Here is a 19769-nt window from a genome sequence, read left to right on the forward strand (position 1 = left end):
GGTGGCGGGCGCGCTCAACCCAGGGGGTGGCTGACCCAGACGTTCGGCTCCACGTAGACGGCGTGGTCGTGGCGCACGTCGCAGTGCACCGGGCTGAGCGCGCCCGGCACCTCCACCGGCCCCGAGCGGTCGAAGGGCAGCCCCGTCCACGTGCGCCACTCCGCCAGCGTGCCCGCCACCACCATCGATCGCGGCGCCACCTTGACGATCTTCCCGCCCGCCCGCACGTGCACCCGGAGCCAGGCGTCGTGGGGCAGGCCGTCGGCCCGCGTCCGGTACGCGTACTCGCTCATCGGGGTGTGCGGTTCGAGGTGCTTGAGGTTCGGGCGAACAGGGGCGACCAGCTCGTGGTGGCCGAGCCGGGCGGCCTGGTCGCGCAGCGCGGCCAGCATCACCGCCGACAGCCCCGTGCCCAGCAGGTCGCGGCGCACGGTGATCTCCAGGGCGGAGACGGCGTCGGTCGGCCGGCCGGCCGTCCTGGCCAGCCAGCCGGACTGGATCACCCCGTCCCAGCCGTTGTCGGGCAGCTCGGCCCCGTTCGAGACGAACGGCGTCATGTACCCCCGCGCCACCAGCCGCCCCGGCTCCGCGTCGTCGTCGGCCACCAGCACGTGGTCCGGGTAGGCGGTCTTGACCAGCGCGTAGTACTGGTCGGCGACCGGGTCCTGGAGCATGAAGGTCTGCCAGGTGTGGTCCATGTCCCAGAGCGTCGCGGCGAATTGCGGGCGTTCGGCGAGCGTGGAGATGCGGATGACCATGGCGGACATCCTGCCCGGGGATGCGCCCGCTCCGCGCCTTGATTATTGGTACTTAAGATCCCAAAGGCGGTGCGCTAGCGTCGGCGGCATGACAGAACTTGACGCCAGGCTACGAGCCATCACGGACCTGATGGTGGCCGAGGCGCGCGAGGGCGGCGGCAGGCACGAGTACGACGGCCGGATCCAGGACCTGTCGCTGGAAGGCGTACGGGCCGGGCTGGCACGACTCGGCCAGGGGCCCGCGCCCGAGGACGCGCACGACGCCAGGCACCTACAGGTGTTCGAGGAGAGTCTGCGCAACCAGCTCGGCGAGCTGGAGCTGCACCGCAAGAACCCGCTGCTCCACCTCTCCAACCTCGACCTGGCCTGCTACGACCGCGACTACGGCCCGGAGGAGGAGCGCGCCGCGGCCAAGGCGGCCCACCTCGCGCTCTGGCCCGAGGCCGTGGACCAGGCCGTCACCGCGCTCGACCAGGTGCCGGCGCCGGTGGCCAAGTCGCTGCTCGGGGCCGCCAAGGGGCTGGCGGCGGGCCTCACGGACGAGGCCGCGCTGCGGGCGCACGGCAGGCTCGTCGCGCACCTCGAACGCATCGCGGCCGAGGGCGACCCCGACGCGTCGCTCGGCGGCGAGGCGCTGGCGAAGCTGATGGGCACCGCCGAGGGGCTGCCCGTCGATCTGGGCAAGCTGGCCGAGCGGGCCGACGCCGAGCGCGACCGGCTGATGGCGCTGCTCGCCGAGTCCTGCGCCAAGCTGGGGGAGAAGGACCGGGCGCCGCTCGACGTCGTACGCGAGCTGGTCAAGGACCACCCCGACCCCGAGGGCGTGATCGAGGCCGCGCGGGTCGGCACGGAGAAGGCCATCGCGTTCACCCGCGAGAAGGACCTCGTGCCCTACCACGACGGCGAGTGCCTGGTGGGCCTGGCGCCCGAGTCGCGGCGCTGGGCGATGGCCATGATGGCGTGGAACTCGCCGGGCGAGCCCGAGGGCCCGTCGTGGTACCACATCACGCCGCCCGACACCTCCTGGCCTGCCCAGGACCAGGAGGAGTGGCTGGAGGTCTTCAGCGGCACGACCCTGCCCGCGATCAACGTGCACGAGGTCGCGCCCGGGCACTTCTCGCACGCCAGGGCCCTGCGGCGGGCGCCGTCCGAGGTGCGCAGGGTGCTGCAGTCGGTGGCGTTCATCGAGGGCTGGGCGCACTACGCCGAGGAGCTGTGCGTCGAGGAGGGCTTCGAGGCCGGCGACCCGCGCTTCGAGATCGGCGTGTGGGTGGAGGCGCTGATCCGCGTCACCCGGCTGGCCTGCGCGATCGGCGTGCACACCGGCCAGCTGACGGTCGAGGAGGGCGCCAGGCGGTTCGAGTCCGACACGCACCTGGCGGGCCCCGCGGCGCTGTCGGAGGCGCAGCGGGCCTCCTTCGACCCCACCTACGGCCGCTACACCTGGGGCAAGCTGCTCATCATGGACCTGCGCGAGCGGGCCAGGGCCCAGTGGGGCGCCGGCTTCACCGTGCAGCGCTTCCACAAGGAGCTGCTCCACCTGGGCGCGCCGCCGCTGGGTCTGATCGACGCCGTCCTCTGACACTCGATTCGGAGGGCGTCCGCGGGGATGATCGGGGGGACGTCTGTAGCGTCGGATCGCTAGGGAGGTTTGTCCGTGCGCGAGCTCTCCGGCAAGGTCGCGGTGGTGACAGGTGCGGCAAGCGGCATCGGGCGGGCGCTGGCCCTCCGGTTCGCGGCCGAGGGGATGACGCTGATGCTCGCCGACGTCGACTACGGCGGGCTCGCGCAGACGGCCGCGCTGGCCGGGGATGCCAAGGTGCTCACGCAGATCACCGACGTGTCCGACGCCTGGGCCGTGCGTCACCTGGCCAACCGCTGCTTCGGCGAGCTCGGCGCCGTCCACGTGCTGTGCAACAACGCGGGCGTCTACCAGGGCGGCCACATGTGGACCCGCGACGAGGAGGACTTCTCCTGGCTGCTCGGCGTGAACCTGTGGGGCGTGCTGCACGGCGTCCACGAGTTCGTGCCGCGCATGATCGAGCAGGACACCGAGGGCCACATCGTCAACACCGTCTCCGTCGCGGGCCTGTTCGCCGCGCCGGGGTCGGGCGGGTACTCGGTGACCAAGTACGCCGCGCTGGCCGCCTCGCTGGCGCTCGCCCAGGACCTGGCCGCCACGGGGTCCAAACTGCGGGTGAGCGCGCTGTGCCCGGGGGCGGTCAGGACCCGCATCGGCGACTCCGACCGCACCCGGCCGCCCGGCCTGGCCACCACCCCCACCCCGGACGAGGTGGAGTCGCGGGAGACGGTCACCAGGGCGGCCGAGCACGGCCTGGAGCCGTCGCAGGTGGCCGACCTGGTCGTGACGGGCATCCACGAGGAGCGGTTCCTGCTGCTGACCGACCCCGCGTACGCCGCCAGGCTGCGCAAGCAGACCGAGGCCCTGCTCACCGGGGGCCTGCCGCTCTACCAGTGACGGTCGTGCGCCAGCACCCGGACGACGGTGCCGCTGCGCGGCCTGACCAGCACCCGCACGCAGTCGCCAGGAAGCACGTCCTGGTAGAGCCCCTGCTCCACCTCGAACGCGGTGGCCTTGCGCGAGCTGCCGTCGTGCAGGGCGATGTAGTAGTGCTCGGTGTCCGTCCACCGCTTGACGACGTGCCCGGTGATCTCCTGACGCTGCGGGAGCGGCCTGGCGGGCTCGATCTCGCCGCTGAGCCACCCGCTGCCCGTGAAGATCCACTCCTGCGCGGGCCCGGCGGGGCCGGCCGCGGCCACCTCACGGCCGCGCTCCGTCAGCAGGAAGCCCCGGCCGCCCATGAGCAGCCCGATCCCGGCGACGAACGACACCGCCGTGGCGATGATCCCCGGCCAGGACACCCCGGCCGCCACGACCGTGGCGTACCAGGGGACGACGAGCCCGGCCGCCAGCAGCACCGGCACCAGCACGCTCGGCCAGCGCCGCCGCGCCAGGCCCAGCTCGATGGCGTGCGCGCGGACGAGGGGGACGAACGCGCGGTCGAGCTCGGACGCCGGCGGCATCAGGTCGGTCACCGCGGCCTCGGGGGCGTCGCCCATGCGGTGGCGCACCCGCTCCACCACCCACCGCTCGTACGCCGGCAGCGGCTCCTCGCGCGGGGCGCCGAGCGACAGGTGGTCGCCCTCGACGCTCACCCACCCGCGCCCGGCCAGCTCGAACAGCGCGGTATGGAAGACCTCCTGGGCCCGCATGCCGCGTAAGAGGTCGGCCACGGGGGCGGGCGCGGGCCGCTCGGGGCCCCGCCCGGGGTGGTGCCGGCTGGACACCTTGAAGGCGGCTGCGAGCAGGGCGACCCACAGGGCCCACGCCGCCGCCGGCCAGACAAGATCCATTGTTCTGTGTTAGCACGTCGGCCCGTGCCAGGCCAGGTGTAAGAGCCAAGGCCGATACACTGGGGTCACCGCATTCGCCTTTGGGGGGTTCTCACGGTGTCTGAATTCGACACAGTGCTGGTGGTCGACTTCGGCGCACAGTACGCGCAGCTCATCGCCAGGCGGGTGCGCGAGTGCCACGTCTACTCCGAGATCGTGCCCTCGACCATGCCGGTCGAGGAGATGATGGCGAAGAACCCGAAGGCGATCATCCTGTCCGGTGGCCCGTCCTCGGTCTACGCCGAGGGTGCTCCGCCGGTCCCGCACGGCCTGTTCTCCACGGGCGTGCCCACGTTCGGCATCTGCTACGGCTTCCAGGCCATGGCGCAGGCGCTGGGCGGCGAGGTGGCCCGCACCGGCGTCGCCGAGTACGGCGGCACGGCGCTGGAGGTGCTCGACGAGGGCGTCATCTTCGCCGGCCTGCCCGCCAGCCAGACCGTGTGGATGTCCCACGGCGACAGCGTGGCGGCGGCCCCCGAGGGCTTCAGGGTGACCGCCTCGACCCACGAGACGCCGGTCGCCGCGTTCGAGAGCGTCGAGCGCGGCCTGTACGGCGTGCAGTTCCACCCTGAGGTGCTGCACAGCGAGCACGGCCAGGCGGTGCTCAAGCACTTCCTGGAGGCGGCCGGCTGCCGCCCCTCCTGGACCATGCTCAACATCGTCGAAGACTCCGTGGAGGCCGTGCGCCGCCAGGTCGGCGACGGCCGCGCCATCTGCGCGCTGTCCGGCGGGGTCGACTCCGCGGTGGCCGCCGCGATCGTCCAGCGCGCCATCGGCGACCGGCTGACCTGCGTCTTCGTCGATCACGGCCTGCTGCGCAAGGGCGAGGCCGAGCAGGTCGAGCGCGACTTCGTGGCCGTCACGGGCGTCAAGCTGCGCGTGGTCGACGCCGCCGACCGGTTCCTGAAGGCGCTGGAGGGCGTCACGGACCCGGAGGAGAAGCGCAAGATCATCGGCCGCGAGTTCATCCGCGTCTTCGAGGACGAGCAGCGCGCCATCATGGCCGACGGCCCGGTGGAGTTCCTGGTCCAGGGCACGCTCTACCCCGACGTGGTCGAGTCGGGCGGCGGCACCGGCACCGCCAACATCAAGTCCCACCACAATGTCGGCGGCCTGCCGGAAGACCTGCAGTTCAAGCTGGTGGAGCCGCTGCGGGCGCTGTTCAAGGACGAGGTGCGCAGGGCCGGCGAGGAGCTCGGCCTGCCGCCCGCCATGGTCTGGCGCCAGCCGTTCCCCGGCCCCGGCCTCGGCATCCGCATCGTCGGCGAGGTCACCCGCGACCGGCTGGCCATCCTGCGCGAGGCCGACGCCATCGCCCGCGAGGAGCTGTCGAGGGCCGGGCTCGACCGGCAGATCTGGCAGTGCCCGGTGGTGCTGCTGGCCGACGTGCGCTCGGTGGGCGTGCAGGGCGACGGCCGTACGTACGGGCACCCGGTGGTGCTGCGGCCGGTGACCTCCGAGGATGCGATGACGGCCGACTGGGCGCGGGTGCCCTACGACGTGCTGTCGCGCATCTCGACGCGCATCACCAACGAGGTGCGTGAGATCAACCGGGTGGTGGTCGACGTGACGAGCAAGCCCCCGGGCACCATCGAGTGGGAGTGAACTACCAACCACTTGCGCGAGCATGCCACATGAGCCGCTGTGCGACTTCGGTCGATCTTCGGCGAGCCCTGGAGGCTGGGCAGGCGTCAGGCCGACGAGACCGGCACTGATCTCAGTCGGCGCGTGCCACGAAGGATCTCGACCTGGCGCTCCGCGATGGCTCATGCGATGGGGAAGGTCTGCGTGAAGAACTGATCGAGACTCCGGCGCTCCCGAACTCGTGAGCTCGGCCTACGAGCGTCCGGGCGTCTCCTGCTGAGCGGGAAGGGTGCGGGTGAGCAAGTGTGCCCGGCGCATGCGCCCGTCCGGGGCGAACTGCCCGAAGAAGTGCACGTTGATGGAGAGGTCCTTGCCGCGCTGCCGTACGTGCAGGGTGTAGCGCGCGGCCAGCCGGTCCCCGTTCACCAGGGCCTCGTGCACCTCCATGCGGCTCTCCGGCCGGTTCTTGCGCACGGGCCGGGTGTGTGCGATGAGCTTGTCCCGGTCGATCGCGTGCCCGTCGGCGATCTGCACGATGTCCGGGGTGTGGTACCGGTCGACGATCGTGGCCGCATCCTCGTCGCTGCTCAGCAGGTCCTCCGTGAAGGAGGTCAGGAAGCCGGCGATGAACTGCTTCGGGTCGGTGTCGTGCAGGGTTCTCACGGTGCTCCCATCGCGCCATAACTCTTACGGGCTGTAAGATATACATCTCTCCCTCATATGGACAAGGTGTAAGAGATGAGTTCGTCTCCGGCCCGTAACCGCCGCGCCGACGCCCGCCGTAGCAGGGCCGCCATCCTTGACGCCGCCGTGCGGCTGCTCGGCGCCCAGCCCAACGCCGGCATGGACGCCATCGCCACCGCCGCCGGCGTGACCCGGCAGACCGTCTACGCCCACTTCCCCTCGCGCGACCGGCTGCTGACCGCCGTCCTCGACCACCTCACCGACGAGACGGTGGCCGCGATGCAGGCAGCCGGCCCCGATGACGGCCCGGCCGCTGAGGCGCTGCTGCGGCTGCTCGACGCCGCCGACCGCGCGGCCGGGCGCCACCCCGCCCTGCTGCGGACGCTGGGCTCGCTGCCCGTGACCCCGCAGGCCGACCACGACCGCCACACGACGATCGCCGGGCTGCTGGAGCGGGTGATCAGGCGCGGTCAGGAGGCCGGCGAGTTCGACGCCGGGGCGAGCGCGCAGTGGCTCGTCACGGTCACGATCAGGCTCGCGCACGCGGCCGGCGAGGAGACCACTTCCGGCCGGATGCCCGCCCCGGAGTCGAGGAAGGCGCTGCACAGCACGCTGCTGCGCGCCCTCGGGCACATTTCTCCGCCGTGATCTGTATCAGAAGCGGATGCGCCGTCTCCTGAGTCTCGGGGGCCGTTCGGTCTAGCCGGAGGGGATCGCACAACGTGGGCGCGACACGAGAGATGCACCGGATTCCGCGCAGCAACATCACCTTCGCCATCCTGGCGGGCGAACGCGCCCTGTCCGTGGACGGCGACCTGCGGGCTGCCCGCTACTGGTTCGACGCCGCCTACCAGGACGCCGAGCTGAACGGCGAGCCGGAACAGCTGGCCCGCGCCGCCCTGGGGCTGAGCGGCGTGTGGGTGCACGAGCACCGGACCTGCGCCGACTGGGAGCGGGTACGCACCCGCCAGTGCCACGCCCTGCGGCTGCTGGACCCCCGCTCCACGCTGTCCCTGCGGCTGCGGGCCCGCCAGGCGGCCGAGGAGGACTACCGGGCCGGTACGCACGACGCCATCCTCCGGCTCCTGGCCAGGGCGCGCGACGCCGGTGACCCCGTGGCGCTGGCGGAGACGCTGAGCCTGGCGCACAACTGCCTGCTGGGGCCCGAGCACGGGGAGCGCCGCATCGGGCTGTCGCAGGAGCTGATCGGGCAGGCCGTGCTCACAGGCCGCCGGGGCGACGCGCTGATGGGGCTGCTGCTGCGTACCGTCGATCTGTTCCTGGAGGCCTCGCCGAAGGCGGAGCGCAGCCTGGAGGAGCTGCAGGGCATGCTGGCCGCCAAGGAGCACCGGGCCATCGGGTTCGTGGTCAGCGCGATCAAGGTGATGCTGAGCATCCGCGCCGGCCGGTTCGAGGAGGCGGAGACGCTGGCGGCGGTCTGCGCGGAGCTGGGCGACGCGACCGGCGACGTCGACGCCACCGGCTGGTACGGCTGGCAGCTCGTCGCCATCCGCTGGCTCCAGGGCCGCGGCGCCGAGCTGGTGCCCGCGCTGTCGGAGATGGTGCACTCGCCCACCCTCAGCGCCCTGGACAACTCCTACCTGGCGAGCCTGGCCGCGGCGGCGGCCGACGCGGGCGACCGCCGCGCGGCCGAGGGGCTGCTGGCCCGGCTGCGCGGAGTCGACCTGCCGAGGTCGAGCACCTGGCTGACGTCCATGTACTTCATGAGCGAGGCCGCGCACCTGCTGCGGGACGCCGAGACAGCCGCCCACGTCCACGCGGAGCTGACCCCGTTCGCCGAGCTGCCGGTGATCGCCGGTCACGGCGTGACCTGCCTCGGCTCCGCGCACCACCCCCTCGGCGTGGCCGCGCTCACGCTCGGCGACGTGGACGGGGCCGTGGAGCACCTGCGCGCCGCCGTCCGTCACAACCTGGCGCTGCACCACTGGCCGGCCACCGTGTTGTCCCGGCACCGGCTGGGGCAGGCGCTGGCGCTCAAGGGCGGCTCGGGCGACGACGGGCCGAGCGTGGCGCGGGAGGCGGCGGAGCTGGGCATGGTGCTGCCGAAGGCGGCCACCCGGCAGGACGAGAGCAGGGGGGTGTGCCGCTGCCGGCGGCGCGGCCTGCACTGGCTGCTGGAGCTGGACGGGCGCAGCGCGCTGGTCGGCCACAGCGTGGGCATGGGCTACCTGGCCATGCTGATGGCCAACCCCGGCAAGGAGATCCCCGCCATCGACCTGGCCGCCGGGGCGGAGAGCGTCAAAAGCGTGGCGAGCTCGGACCAGCCGGTGCTCGACGAGGTGGCCAGGCGCACGTACAAGGAACGGCTGGCGCGGCTGGACGACGAGATCGACGAGCTGGAGTCGATGAACGACCTCGAACGCGCCGCCACGCTGCGCCTGGAGCGGGAGTGGCTGCTGGCCGAGCTGGCCGCCGCCACCGGCATCGGCGGGCGGGTGCGGCCGTTCGCGGGCAGCGAGGAGCGGGCCAGGATCGCCGTCGGCAAGGCCATCTGGCGGGCCGTGGACCGGGTCGCGGCGGTCGATCCGTCGATCGGCGAGGAGCTGCGCGCCACCGTGCGTACGGGGGCGCGCTGCTGTTACCAGCCCCGCTGAGTGCTGGTGGTGGATCCGAGTGGGCCGAGGCTGCTGCTGTGCCGGGGCCGGGCACAGCAGGGCACGCTGGTCTTGCCGGGCGTTCCACCGCACCTAGCGCGGTGGCGGCGACGCCGGCGGCGATGCCCAGCAGGCCGGTGAACTTCGTGAACATGATTAATTCGGTTCCTTCTCCCAGAGCGATGACTCGGTGACGGGCGATGTTGCCCGCTGGCCGAAGCCTTGGAGCTGGCCACCGGGCGGCGGAAGGGGTTGCCCGTTCCCCGCGCGCCCAGAAACGCGGAAACGGCTCATGAGCTGCGAAGGGACCACTGGTACGTGCCGCCTCCCAGCACGGCCGGCTCGCCTCAGCGCCTGGCCGCCCTCGTCCGCACCGGTGACCGCGCTCACCTACGATGCCGCCCTCCTCTTCGGCCCCGGCGGCGACCGCCTCGCCATCATGGGGGAACTGGCAACCGCCCGCTGGTGGACCCTGTCTCAGCCGTGGGCGTTGAACCACGCCCGCCGAGCCCACTCGACACCCGAAATCCAGGAGTGGAACCGCCTGCTCCCGGACGTGGAACGGACCGAGATCGTGCGACTCGTCCTGGAGGCGTTCCAGCCCGCGACCACCACTGGAACGGCCTGTGCCTCCGCCGTGCCACTGCCCCAGGTATGCGTGCATACACTCGATGATTGTGGGAAGGGAGGCTTCTCCTGGGCCAACGCGGACCGCGGTTGGCGAGGGGATGCCCGTGACCCGCGGTTCGGAAGGAGTGGCAAGCCTGCATGTCCCATGCGAGCGAATTCGGCAGGCAGCCGCTGGTGTTGCTCGTCGAGGACGATCCGCAGGACGCGCTGATCGTCGAGGAGCTGCTGGAGGACAGCGGTCTGTCCGTACGCCTGGAGTGGGCGCGATCCGTGGACGAGGCCCGGCGGGCCCTGGTCCGGTTGCGGCCCCAGTGTGTGCTGGTCGACCTCGGCCTGCCCGACGCGCACGAGTTCTCGGCCCTGTCCGCGGTGATCGAGGAGGCGGGCGACGCGGCCGTCGTGGTGCTCACCGGCCTGGCCGAGGAGCAGGCGGGCCTGGCGGCGGTGACAGCGGGCGCCCAGGACTACCTGGTCAAGGGCCGGGTGGAGGCCGAGTGGCTGGGCCGTACCCTGCGGTATGCGATGCAGCGCAAGCAGGCCGAGCAGGCCGCCGTGGCGCTGCACGCCGAGCGCATGCGCGCCAAGGAGAACGAGCGCCTCGAACGCGGCCTGCTGCCCACCCCGCTGCTGCAGAGCATGCCCATCGAGGTGGCCTCGCGCTACCGCCCCAGCAGGGGCTCGGCCACGCTCGGCGGTGACTTCTTCGACGTCGTCGAGTCCGACGACAAGGGCGTGCACGCCGTCATCGGCGACGTCTGCGGGCACGGCCCCGACGAGGCCGCCCTCGGTGTCTGCCTGCGCATCGCCTGGCGGGCGCTGGTGCTCAGCGGCGTGACCGGCACGACCCTGCTGCGCAGGCTCGAACGCATCCTGGAGGCCGAACGGCCCGGGGCCGACATCTTCGTCACCATGTCCACCCTCGTCCTGGAGTCCGACCAGCACACGGTGCGGATCTGGCGGGCCGGTCACCCCGGCATGCTGCTGCACGACGGCGACACGGTGAGCCTGGCCGAGCCGCAGCCCAGCCTCGCGCTGGGCCTGCCGGTGGAGGCCGACTGGCAGGAGGACGTGCTGGAGCTGCCCGCCGGTGGCGGCCTCACGCTCTACACCGACGGGCTGTTCGAGCGCCGCCTGCCCGGCGCGCCACCGCGCTGGCTCGGCGAGGAGGGGCTGCTGGAGCTGGCCCAGCGGCACGCCCATCGCGACGGTGAGGGCTTCCTCGACGCGCTGATCGCCGACGTCGAGGAGATCACCGCGCCCGACGCGCCCGCCGACGACCTCGCCGTGGTGCACCTGCGGTGGAGAGAGCGCACATGACGGCTCCTGTCCGGAAGGGGCGCCTGCTGACCGACGCGTCCCGGCTGCGGCGGCTGACCGTGCACGGCTGGTTCCTGGTGATGATCGCGGCTCTCACCGTCCTGACCGCGGTGTGCGCGGTGACGGGCGCCGTGATGATCGACCGTACGAGCAGCCTGTCCGACCAGCTCACCACGCGCATCTCGCCCGCCGCGATCGAGGCGTCCCAGATGCAGAAGGCCCTGATCGACCAGGAGACCGGGGTCAGGGGCTTCCTGCTGACCGGCAGGGAGGAGTTCCTGCAGCCGTACGCCGAGGGCCTGGCCGCCGAGCGGCGCAGCCGCGCGCAGGTGGCCGCCGACATCGCCGACCGGCCCGGCCTGCTCCGCGAGCTGAACACCATCAGCGCCAAGGCCGCCGCCTGGCGCAGCGAGTACGCCGAGCCCATGACGGCGGAGCGGCGCGACGGCGGCACCGTCCCCGCCGCGGCGGTGGAGGCGGGCAAACGGGCGTTCGACGAGATCAGGGTGCTGCTCGAACGGCAGAACAGCCGCCTGGCGCAGCTCCGCGTCACCTCGCGGGACGAGCTGTCGCAGGCCGAGCGGGTGCGCAACTGGGCCTTCCTGGCCATGCTCGTGCTCTTCCCGCTGGCCATGGTGGGCATGGCCGTGCTGCTGCGCCGCGCGATCGGCCGGCCGCTCGACCAGCTCCGCATCGCCTCCCGCGAGATCGCGGCCGGCGACTTCGAGCGCGTCATCCCTGCCAGGGGCCCCGCGGACATCCGCGAGGTGGCCGAGGACGTGGACCTGATGCGCGTACGGATCGTGCAGGCGCTCGGCGACTCCCACCGGCAGCAGGTGCAACTGCGCGAGCAGGCCGCCGACCTCGACGCGCAGGCCGTGGAGCTGCGGCGCTCCAACGCCGAGCTGGAGCAGTTCGCGTACGTGGCCTCGCACGACCTCCAGGAGCCGCTGCGCAAGGTCGCCACCTTCTGCCAGCTCCTGGAGAAGCGATACGGGGAGGTGCTGGACGAGCGCGGCAAGCAGTACATCCGCTTCGCGGTCGACGGGGCCACCCGGATGCAGGTCCTCATCAACGACCTGCTGAGGTTCTCCAGAGTGGGCAGGGTGTACGACGACCGCGAGCCCGTCGACCTGGGGGAGAGCCTGGAGAAGGTGATCGACGACCTGTCGGCTCCGATCGAGGAGTCCGGCGCGAGCTTCGAGCGCCCCGACAAGCTGCCCACCATCGTCGGCGACCCCACGATGCTGCGCCTGCTCTGGCAGAACCTCATCAGCAACGCCATCAAGTTCCACGATCCGGCCCGCGCGCCGCTGATCCGCATCGGGTGCGAGCCCGACGAGGACGGCTGGAAGTTCTCCGTGTCGGACAACGGGATCGGTGTGGAGCCCGAGTTCGCCGATAAGATCTTCGTCATCTTCCAGCGCCTGCACAGCCGCGAGCAGTACAGCGGCACCGGCATCGGCCTGGCGATGTGCAAGAAGATCGTCGAGAACCACGGCGGCAGGATCTGGCTGGACACCGGCTACACCGGCGGCGCCCGGCTGTGCTTCACCCTGCCTGCCTCCACCGTGCCCGCCCGCTCCGGCACCGAACACGAAGGAAGCAGCTCATGACGACCGGGCAACCCATCGAAGTCCTCCTCGTCGAGGACGACCCCGGTGACGAGCTCATCACGCGCGAGGCGTTCGAGGACAACAAGATCCGCAACAACCTCCACGTCGTCAGGGACGGCCTGGAGGCGCTCGACTTCGTCTACCGGCGCGGCGAGTACGGCACCGCGCCCCGCCCCGACCTGATCCTGCTCGATCTCAACCTGCCCAAGTACGACGGCCGGCAGGTGCTGGAACGTATCAAGGGCGACCCCGAGCTGCGCTCCATCCCCGTCGTGGTGCTCACCACCTCCTCGGCCGAGGAGGACATCCTGCGCAGCTACGAGCTGTTCGCCAACGCCTACGTGAGCAAGCCCGTCGATCTCGACCGGTTCATGGCGGTCATCCGGCAGATCGACGAGTTCTTCGTCACGGTGGTGCGGCTGCCGGGGCGGGCGCGGGCGTACGGCGGGGACGAGAGCGTCTAGTTCCGTTCGTCCCCGTCCTGTCCCGGCTCAGGGGCCGGTTCGGCTCGTGACGCCACGATCGGCTCCGGCTCCTGGTCCACAGGCGCGGGCTCGGGGTCGCGATCGGGCCGGCGGCGGCGCAGCCGTCGGCCGAGCCGCTGCCCGGCCTCCGCCGACAGCCGCACCAGGCTCCCCAGCAGCAGCGGCACCAGCAGCGCCCCCACGAGGATCGGCGTGGCCAGATATCGGAAGTCCTGCGCCGAGATGTTGGCCAGCACGGCGAGCTGCTGCCCGGCCACCACCGCCGCCACCCCCAGCACGTACCGGTTGCGCAGCGCCCACGCCGCCAGCCCTGCCGCCACGTACGACAGGTACGCCCACGCGGCCCCCCGCCACAGCACCCAGTCCCACTCGGGCATCAGCGCCCCGGTCAGCCACGGGTCGGCGACCTGGTTGAGCTCCATCGACAACGGCCGCAGCGAGAACACCCACCGCCCGGGGAAATCCGCCACCTTGTACGGCCCCACGTACGTGTCGGCGTTGGGCCGCCGCGAGAACCGGTAGGTCATCCCCCCGGTCGCCTGGTCGTCCTGCACCGGCCGCCACGCGATCGAGCCCCTGCACAGCCGCGCGTCCACCACCAGCCGCGGCTCGGTGACCAGCAGCCGCTGCCACAGCGCGAGCAGCTCGGTGGCGTGCAGGTCGGCCTGCTGCCAGCTGAAGTCCTTGCGCCAGATCAGCGGGTTGATCGTGTAGCAGGTGCCGCCCTCCCACCACCGCTTGATCGGCGCCACCGCCCCCATGAGGCTGATGTCCTGCGGGGTGAACAGCTCGGGCCGCTGCCGGTAGGCGACCGCGATGTCCCCGTACGCGGTGTGGTAGACGTACGTCTTCGACGGGGCCACGATGCCGAACTGCGGGAAGACCACGTTCGAGAGCACGAGCGGCAGGGCGGCGGCGAGCGTGCCGGTGAGCAGCAGCCGCAACCGCACAGCCGGGACGATCGCCACCAGCGCCAGCACGGCCACGCCCGCGATGAGGAAGCCGTTCGCGCGGAACAGCCCGAGCGCCACGAACAGCAGCGCCAGCCCGAGCAGCGCGGGCAGCCCGACGGCGCGCCGGGCGGCGATCCGCGCGCACAGGCCGGCGATGGCCACGGCGCAGATCGTGAACGGCACGTCCTTCCACAGCGTCACCGCGAACGCGCCCACGGGCGGCGCCAGCGGCATCAGCACGGCCACCACGGTCGTCAGCAGCCGCGGCGCGCCCAGCGCCCTGAGCGACTGCGCCAGGTAGGTCAGCGCCCCGGCCATGGCCGTGGTCTGCGCGAACGTGACGGCGCCCAGGTCACCGGTCTTGGTGAAGCTCAGCCACAGCAGCGCGTCGTAGATCACCGAGTGATCGCTCACCCAGGGCCCGACCACGGTGTGGCTGAGGTAGAGCACGGAGTCGCGGCTGAACAGGCCGGGGTAGAAGGCCGCCCACCAGCAGCCGAGCACGGCCTGGATGATCAGGAAGGTCGTCAGCGCGACCCAGGGCCTGCGCCTGGTGTCTCTCCCCATGGTTCCATTCCCGAACTGAGGGGGGCACTCGTCAGAAGTAGCTCTCCCCTGGTGTCGGTCCCTTGCCGCGCAGCAGGGTGGGCACCGTGACGAGGTGGTAGCCGCGCTTCTTGAGCTCCTTGAGGATCTCCGGCATGACCTGCACCGTCTCCGGGACCACGTCGTGCATGAGGATCACGCCGTCGCGCCTGGCCTGCTTGAGCACGGTCGCCTTGATCTTCTTGGTGTCGCGCAGGCTCCAGTCGAGGGTGGTGTGCGTCCACAGGATCTGCGCCAGCTCGGTCTGGCCTGCCAGCGCGAGCACGCGCTCGTCCGTGTGCCCGTACGGCGGGCGGAACATCGTCGGGCGCCGCCCCGTGACGTCTGCGATCACGTCCTGCGTGACCTTGAGCTCGTCGAGGATCTCGTGGTCGAGGTGGGCGGGCAGCGAGGCGTGCGAGTAGGTGTGGTTGCCGATCGCGTGCCCGCGCGCGACGAGCTGCCTGGCCACCTCGGGCCGCTCCTCCACCCGCTTGCCCACGAGGAAGAACGTGGCCTTGGCGCCCGCCTTGGACAGCGACTTGAGCAGCGCGGGGGTGTACTTGCCCGGCCCGTCGTCGAAGGTCAGCGCCAGGCATTTGACCCGGGCGCAGTCGACGGCGGCGGCCTGGGCGGGCAGGGCAGTGAAGGCTAGCGAGGCCGCGAGAAGGGCATGAATCACCACACAGCAAAGCCTAGAGGCAACCCCGCCCGCCCATGCGGGTGGTGATGTCTCGGTCTGGGCACCTTCACCTGTTGAGCCTGGCCCGCAGGAACAGCGTCACACCCTTGAGCGACTTGACCGGCAGGTACCGCTCGGCGCAGACCACCGCCGACAGCCCCGCGTTCATCAGGAACGGGGTCTTGCGCAGGTCGCTGCCACCGCCGGAGCGGCGCCGGTGGCGGGCCACGAGGGGGCGCAGGAGCACGTTCCAGCTCCAGATGCGGTCGATGGTCAGCCCGGCCTTCTCGACGACGACCGTGAGCGAGTCGCGGCCGTAGCGGCGGACGTGGCCGACGGCGTCGTCGTGCGGCGACCACAGCGACATGTCGCACGGCACCGCGATCAGCGCGTGCCCGCCGGGCGCCAGCACCCGGGCGATCTCCTCGGTGACCAGGTGGTCCTCGCGGATGTGCTCCAGGACGTCGAACGCGGTCACCAGGTTCACGCTGGACGTCTCGAACGGCAGCGCCCGCGCGTCCGCCCTGACCGCCTTGAGCCCGCGCCGCCTGGCCGTCTCCACCGCGGCCTCGCACTGGTCGGCCGCGGTCGCGTCCCAGCCCGCCTCGATCAGCACCTTGGTGTTGCCGCCGCCCGCCGCGCCGACGTCCAGCGCCCGCCCGGGACGGCCCAGCGCGCGCAGCTCCCTGCGCAGGATGGCGCGGCGCTCGCGGTACCACCAGTGGGTCTCCTCGAGCGCGATCAGGCGGCGGATCTCAGTGGTTTCCATTGATCAGTTCCTTGTCCGGGTGAAGACCCAGCGGAGCAGGGCGAGCAGGCAGTACGTGGCCGCGACGGCGCCCGACTCGGGCGCGGCGCCCGCGGGCACGCTGAGCACGGCCGCGGTGGTGAGGGCGTAGAGGACCGCGAAACGGAGCGCGGTGCGGACGGCCGACCGGCGACGAGCCGTGACATTGACGAGCCCGGCCAGGAGCAGCGCGCCGAGATTCGTCATCACCGGTGACCACATATCCCGTAACGGCAGATATGCCAGCGCATGCAGAAGTCCGGGAATGATCCCGATAAACACGGAAATATCGAATATTGGACGGGTAAGTACCGCGTCCGGATGCAGCGGCGCCGGCTCCGCCCTGCGCACCTGGACCCGTGCCCGGCCCGCCGCCATCGCCCGGGCGACCCGCGCCAGCCCTTTGAGGTCGTCGAGGGCCGTCCTGACCACGCGCACCCGCGAGTCGCCGTCCTCGATCCAGTCGACCGGCACCTCGTGCACGCGCAGCCCGTTGTGCTCGGCCAGCAGCAGCAACTCGGTGTCGAAGAACCAGGAGTCGTCCCTGATCTTGCGTACCAGCGGCCTGACGGCGTCCGTCCTGGCTGCCTTGAAGCCGCACTGCGCGTCGCTGAACCTGACCCCGAAACCATGCCTGAGCAGCGCGTTGTAGCCCCGCGACACCACCTCGCGGCGCAGCGAGCGGCGCGTGCGCGCGCCGGCCGCCAGCCGCGTGCCGACGGCGATCTCACTGTGCCCGCCGGCCACCGCCGCCACCAGCGGGAACAGGGCGTTCAGGTCGGTGGACAGATCGACGTCCATGTACGCCACGACGTCGGCCGGGCTGTCCAGCCAGGCCGCCCGCAGCGCGGCGCCGCGCCCCCTGATGTCGAGCCGGCGGGCGTGCACCTGCTCCAGCTCGGCGGCCAGCGCGGTGGCGACCGGCCAGGTGGCGTCGGTGCTGCCGTTGTCGACGATCGTGATGCGCCACGGCAGCGGGAAGCCCGCGTCGAGGAAGCGGGTCAGCGTGCGAACGCATCCGGGCAGCGCGCGCTCCTCGTTGAGCACGGGGATGACGATGTCCACGCTCGCCGGCCGGACCGCGGGATCGAGGACGCGGGGGCTCGGCTCCATGGCGGCACGCGTGTCCATTGGCTCCCCTGATCTGCTCGTGGCCGTGGGTCCACGGAAATGGTGCTGGGGGAGTCCAGCGGGGCGCGTGCGGCTTTTTCTGAGCCATTCCGAGAAGCGGTGAGATCTTTACCTTACGGGAGCCCGGTAAACGGCAATGCCTCCCTTCTGAAACCGCAACTCAGCATATTTCCCCAGCTCCGGATTTATCCTAGTAAAGAGCCATTCAACCCCATATTCCCGCGCAAGCGCCCGCACGCTGTCCGCCGTCGGCGCCCGGAACACCCCGTCGTTCGCCGCCAGCCGGGCCCGGTCCGCGAACGGCACCGCCAGATACGACCGCTCGAAGAGCCTGGCCCGTGACAGCGTGCTCTCCGCGTACGCCCAGCCCTCCACCAGCACCCGGCGCTCGCTGAACCCCGACACCCAGAAGTGCCGGCTGTCGCACACCTGCCACCAGTCGTAACGGCAGTGCAGATCGGTGGCCACCACGTCGTCGGGCGACGAGTGATCTCGCAACCACCGCCCCGCCTCCAGCGCCCCCTTCGGGATCAGCCGCTCCCGCCGCTCCTCCTGCGGCAGCACGTGCGCCACCACGTCACGCACCGACCCGGGCACCGCGTACCCGGCCAGCACCGCCACCACCGCCACCACACCCCCGCGCCGCCCCACGAACAACGCCGCCACCCCGAGCACCAGATACGGCACCACCACCCGCACCAACGCCCCGCCTCCACCTCCCGCCACTCCGGCCACTCCCGTCACCGCCGACGCCCCCCCAGCTCCCGTCACAGCCGACGCCTCCCCAGCTCCCGCCACAGCCAACGCTCCTCCAGCCCCCGCCACAGCCACCACACCCAGTCGCCCCCACAACCGCCACCCACCTCCCCGCATGGCCCACCAGCCAAGCCGCGACCGCAACTCCCGCCGGCCTCCCCGCTCGGCCCGCCCACGCAGTCGCGCCCACCACCGTCCGCCACCTCCCGTCCCTCCGCCACCGGCGGTCACCTCCCTCACCAGGCGCACGCGCGCCGCCGTAAGCACCCCGCACACGGCAGCCACCGACAGGTACGGCCGAGCAGCCTCCAGGAAGTACAACTGCGACTCGGCCGGATGCCCGAACACCACGGTCGCCCCGACCCCCGCCGCCCCGATCCCGAGCAACAGCGACACACCCGGCTCCAGCACCCGCCCACCCAGCCCCACCACCCCACCCCACACACAAGCCAGGCAGAACAGATGCACCCCCGTCAGCACCACCAACGGCACCGCGGACACCGACGCCAGCTCCGGCATCCCCACCCCCGCCACCGCCCCCCACACCACCCGCATGGTCGCGAACGGCGAGAGAGTCATCCCCTGCGCCCCCTGCCCGAACAGCACGACCTGCGCGAACCCCAAGCACCCCACCACCAGCCCCGCCACCCCGACCCACGCCCCCGGCACCCGCCACTCCACCACCCATCGCACCACGATCACCACCACCACGCCGGCCAGCAACAGCGGCAGGTAAGTAGCCTTCGCCCCACTGATCACCACCGACAACACACCCAGCACCACCCACCCCGCCCACCTCCCTTCGCCCACCGCCGCCCGCCGGGACCAGCCGTCGCCCACCGCCGCCCGCCGGAACCAGCCACGGCTCAGCGCACCCCGCCACGACCAGCCACCCCCCAAGGCCGCCCGTCCCGACCGCCCCTCACCGACCAGCAACAACACCACAGGCACGAACAACAGCGCCCCGAACGTCTGCGTCGGACTGGTCGACACCGTGAACATCGACCGCGAACTGAACACCACCCCCTCCACCAACGCAGGGCTGAACAGGAAGTACGTCACCCCGACCGCCCCCACCCCAGCCCCCCAGCCGCCACCCACCCGCCGCCCCAGCACCGCCACCAACACCACCATCGCCGCCGCCATGGGCAGCATGGACAGCCGATAGACCAGCGTCACCGGCTCGATCCCAGTCACCCAGCTCGTCGCGGCCATCTCGGCGTACACGAACCAGTGGTAGGACAACGGCTCACCCAGCACCGACGGCAGCGTGGGCGGAAAGTGATGCTTCACCTCGCCCACCAACGCCAGGTGATACGGCAGGTCCACATATCCGGCCTCGACCGGCACCCGGTACTGGTGAACCGTGCTCCACACCACCAGGAACGCCACAACCCCACCGAGCACCCAGGCACACCACCCCGGCACCCGTTCCCCACCCCTGCCCGCAGGCCCCCGCCAATGCCGCCTCAGCCCCGGCACACAGGCGAACACCCCCACGATCACCACAGGAGGCACCAGCACCAGCAACGGCACCCCCACGGCCCGCGCCGGAAGATAGGCGAGCACCTCGACCGCGTACCCGAGCGCCAGCCCAGCCCCGAGCTCCCCACCCAGCGACAGCTCACCACCCAAGCGCCGCTCGCTCGGGCCACGCCCGCTTTGCCCACCTCCCGCGATCCCACCACGGGCCAACGTGCTTCCCGCCATCGCTCGCCACAACAACGTCCCCGGCAGCGCCACCGCGCCCCCCACGTACACGGCGAACACAC

16 protein-coding genes are annotated in these 19769 nt (G+C 71.8%); 8 read left to right on the forward strand and 8 right to left on the reverse strand.

The genetic code is table 11. The features are described from left to right. Positions 1 to 14 precede the first annotated feature (14 nt). Positions 15 to 758, reverse strand: a complete 744-nt coding sequence (locus LCN96_RS05130; RefSeq protein ID WP_225271404.1) for an N-acetyltransferase — start codon at positions 756 to 758, stop codon at positions 15 to 17. 88 nt (positions 759 to 846) lie between these two features. On the opposite strand from LCN96_RS05130, the gene LCN96_RS05135 reads away from it, so the two are divergent. Further along, on the forward strand, positions 847 to 2340 hold the full coding sequence (locus LCN96_RS05135) for a DUF885 family protein (RefSeq protein ID WP_225271405.1): 1494 nt from the start codon (positions 847 to 849) through the stop codon (positions 2338 to 2340). 75 nt (positions 2341 to 2415) lie between these two features. Next, a complete protein-coding gene (locus LCN96_RS05140) occupies positions 2416 to 3237 on the forward strand; it encodes an SDR family NAD(P)-dependent oxidoreductase (protein WP_225271406.1) in 822 nt (273 codons plus the stop codon). On the opposite strand, the gene LCN96_RS05145 is transcribed toward LCN96_RS05140, so the two are convergent. Beyond that, the gene (locus tag LCN96_RS05145) at positions 3228 to 4133 is read right to left on the reverse strand and encodes a DUF2207 domain-containing protein (protein ID WP_225271407.1); all 906 of its coding nucleotides are present in this window, start codon (positions 4131 to 4133) and stop codon (positions 3228 to 3230) included. The genes LCN96_RS05140 and LCN96_RS05145 overlap by 10 nt on opposite strands. A gap of 96 nt (positions 4134 to 4229) precedes the next feature. Between LCN96_RS05145 and guaA the strand changes: the two genes are divergently transcribed. Further along, positions 4230 to 5777 carry a glutamine-hydrolyzing GMP synthase gene (gene guaA / locus LCN96_RS05150; protein ID WP_225271408.1) on the forward strand — a complete coding sequence of 516 codons (1548 nt, stop codon included), beginning with the start codon at positions 4230 to 4232 and terminating at the stop codon, positions 5775 to 5777. 231 nt (positions 5778 to 6008) lie between these two features. Here the strand turns inward: guaA and LCN96_RS05155 are convergent, their stop codons facing one another. Further along, positions 6009 to 6419, reverse strand: coding sequence for a nuclear transport factor 2 family protein (locus tag LCN96_RS05155; RefSeq protein ID WP_225271409.1), 411 nt, complete (start codon positions 6417 to 6419; stop codon positions 6009 to 6011). Between the two features lie 75 nt (positions 6420 to 6494). On the opposite strand from LCN96_RS05155, the gene LCN96_RS05160 reads away from it, so the two are divergent. From LCN96_RS05160 to LCN96_RS05180, 5 genes are all read left to right on the forward strand, one after another. After that, positions 6495 to 7088 carry a TetR/AcrR family transcriptional regulator gene (locus LCN96_RS05160; protein ID WP_225271410.1) on the forward strand — a complete coding sequence of 198 codons (594 nt, stop codon included), beginning with the start codon at positions 6495 to 6497 and terminating at the stop codon, positions 7086 to 7088. A gap of 74 nt (positions 7089 to 7162) precedes the next feature. Further along, positions 7163 to 9055 carry a hypothetical protein gene (locus LCN96_RS05165; RefSeq protein WP_225271411.1) on the forward strand — a complete coding sequence of 631 codons (1893 nt, stop codon included), beginning with the start codon at positions 7163 to 7165 and terminating at the stop codon, positions 9053 to 9055. A gap of 768 nt (positions 9056 to 9823) precedes the next feature. Then, entirely contained in the window at positions 9824 to 11002 is a 1179-nt protein-coding gene (locus tag LCN96_RS05170; protein WP_225271412.1) for a PP2C family protein-serine/threonine phosphatase, read from the forward strand. Continuing rightward, complete coding sequence (locus LCN96_RS05175) at positions 10999 to 12618, forward strand: sensor histidine kinase (protein WP_225271413.1); 1620 nt, start codon at positions 10999 to 11001, stop codon at positions 12616 to 12618. Before LCN96_RS05170 ends, LCN96_RS05175 begins: the two co-directional genes overlap by 4 nt. Beyond that, positions 12615 to 13082 carry a response regulator gene (locus LCN96_RS05180; RefSeq protein ID WP_225271414.1) on the forward strand — a complete coding sequence of 156 codons (468 nt, stop codon included), beginning with the start codon at positions 12615 to 12617 and terminating at the stop codon, positions 13080 to 13082. Before LCN96_RS05175 ends, LCN96_RS05180 begins: the two co-directional genes overlap by 4 nt. Here LCN96_RS05180 and LCN96_RS05185 read toward each other — a convergent pair. The 5 genes from LCN96_RS05185 to LCN96_RS05205 all read right to left on the reverse strand — a co-directional run bounded on the left by LCN96_RS05185 (position 13079) and on the right by LCN96_RS05205 (position 19632). Continuing rightward, positions 13079 to 14623 (reverse strand): hypothetical protein, encoded by a 1545-nt coding sequence (locus LCN96_RS05185; protein WP_225271415.1) that lies wholly within the window; start codon positions 14621 to 14623, stop codon positions 13079 to 13081. The two genes, LCN96_RS05180 and LCN96_RS05185, sit on opposite strands and share 4 nt — an antisense overlap. Positions 14624 to 14654: 31 nt before the next feature. Then, on the reverse strand, positions 14655 to 15326 hold the full coding sequence (locus LCN96_RS05190; protein WP_225271416.1) for a polysaccharide deacetylase family protein: 672 nt from the start codon (positions 15324 to 15326) through the stop codon (positions 14655 to 14657). A 64-nt stretch (positions 15327 to 15390) separates the two neighbouring features. Continuing rightward, positions 15391 to 16092, reverse strand: a complete 702-nt coding sequence (locus LCN96_RS05195; RefSeq protein ID WP_225271417.1) for a class I SAM-dependent methyltransferase — start codon at positions 16090 to 16092, stop codon at positions 15391 to 15393. 3 nt (positions 16093 to 16095) lie between these two features. Next, positions 16096 to 17241 carry a glycosyltransferase gene (locus LCN96_RS05200; protein ID WP_225271418.1) on the reverse strand — a complete coding sequence of 382 codons (1146 nt, stop codon included), beginning with the start codon at positions 17239 to 17241 and terminating at the stop codon, positions 16096 to 16098. Between the two features lie 108 nt (positions 17242 to 17349). Further along, positions 17350 to 19632 carry a hypothetical protein gene (locus LCN96_RS05205; protein ID WP_225271419.1) on the reverse strand — a complete coding sequence of 761 codons (2283 nt, stop codon included), beginning with the start codon at positions 19630 to 19632 and terminating at the stop codon, positions 17350 to 17352. Positions 19633 to 19769: the final 137 nt, after the last annotated feature.

This window comes from Nonomuraea gerenzanensis (genome assembly GCF_020215645.1).
Lineage (GTDB): Bacteria > Actinomycetota > Actinomycetes > Streptosporangiales > Streptosporangiaceae > Nonomuraea > Nonomuraea gerenzanensis.

Bases quoted from the DNA above. Each gene is read 5' to 3' on its own strand.
- LCN96_RS05130 (WP_225271404.1), bottom strand. From the start codon at position 758: ATGGTCATCCGCATCTCCACGCTCGCCGAACGCCCGCAATTCGCCGCG.
- LCN96_RS05175 (WP_225271413.1), top strand. From the start codon at position 10,999: ATGACGGCTCCTGTCCGGAAGGGGCGCCTGCTGACCGACGCGTCCCGG.
- LCN96_RS05170 (WP_225271412.1), top strand. From the start codon at position 9,824: ATGTCCCATGCGAGCGAATTCGGCAGGCAGCCGCTGGTGTTGCTCGTC.
- LCN96_RS05160 (WP_225271410.1), top strand. From the start codon at position 6,495: ATGAGTTCGTCTCCGGCCCGTAACCGCCGCGCCGACGCCCGCCGTAGC.
- LCN96_RS05185 (WP_225271415.1), bottom strand. From the start codon at position 14,623: ATGGGGAGAGACACCAGGCGCAGGCCCTGGGTCGCGCTGACGACCTTC.
- LCN96_RS05200 (WP_225271418.1), bottom strand. From the start codon at position 17,241: ATGGACACGCGTGCCGCCATGGAGCCGAGCCCCCGCGTCCTCGATCCC.
- LCN96_RS05135 (WP_225271405.1), top strand. From the start codon at position 847: ATGACAGAACTTGACGCCAGGCTACGAGCCATCACGGACCTGATGGTG.
- LCN96_RS05145 (WP_225271407.1), bottom strand. From the start codon at position 4,133: ATGGATCTTGTCTGGCCGGCGGCGGCGTGGGCCCTGTGGGTCGCCCTG.
- LCN96_RS05180 (WP_225271414.1), top strand. From the start codon at position 12,615: ATGACGACCGGGCAACCCATCGAAGTCCTCCTCGTCGAGGACGACCCC.
- LCN96_RS05195 (WP_225271417.1), bottom strand. From the start codon at position 16,092: ATGGAAACCACTGAGATCCGCCGCCTGATCGCGCTCGAGGAGACCCAC.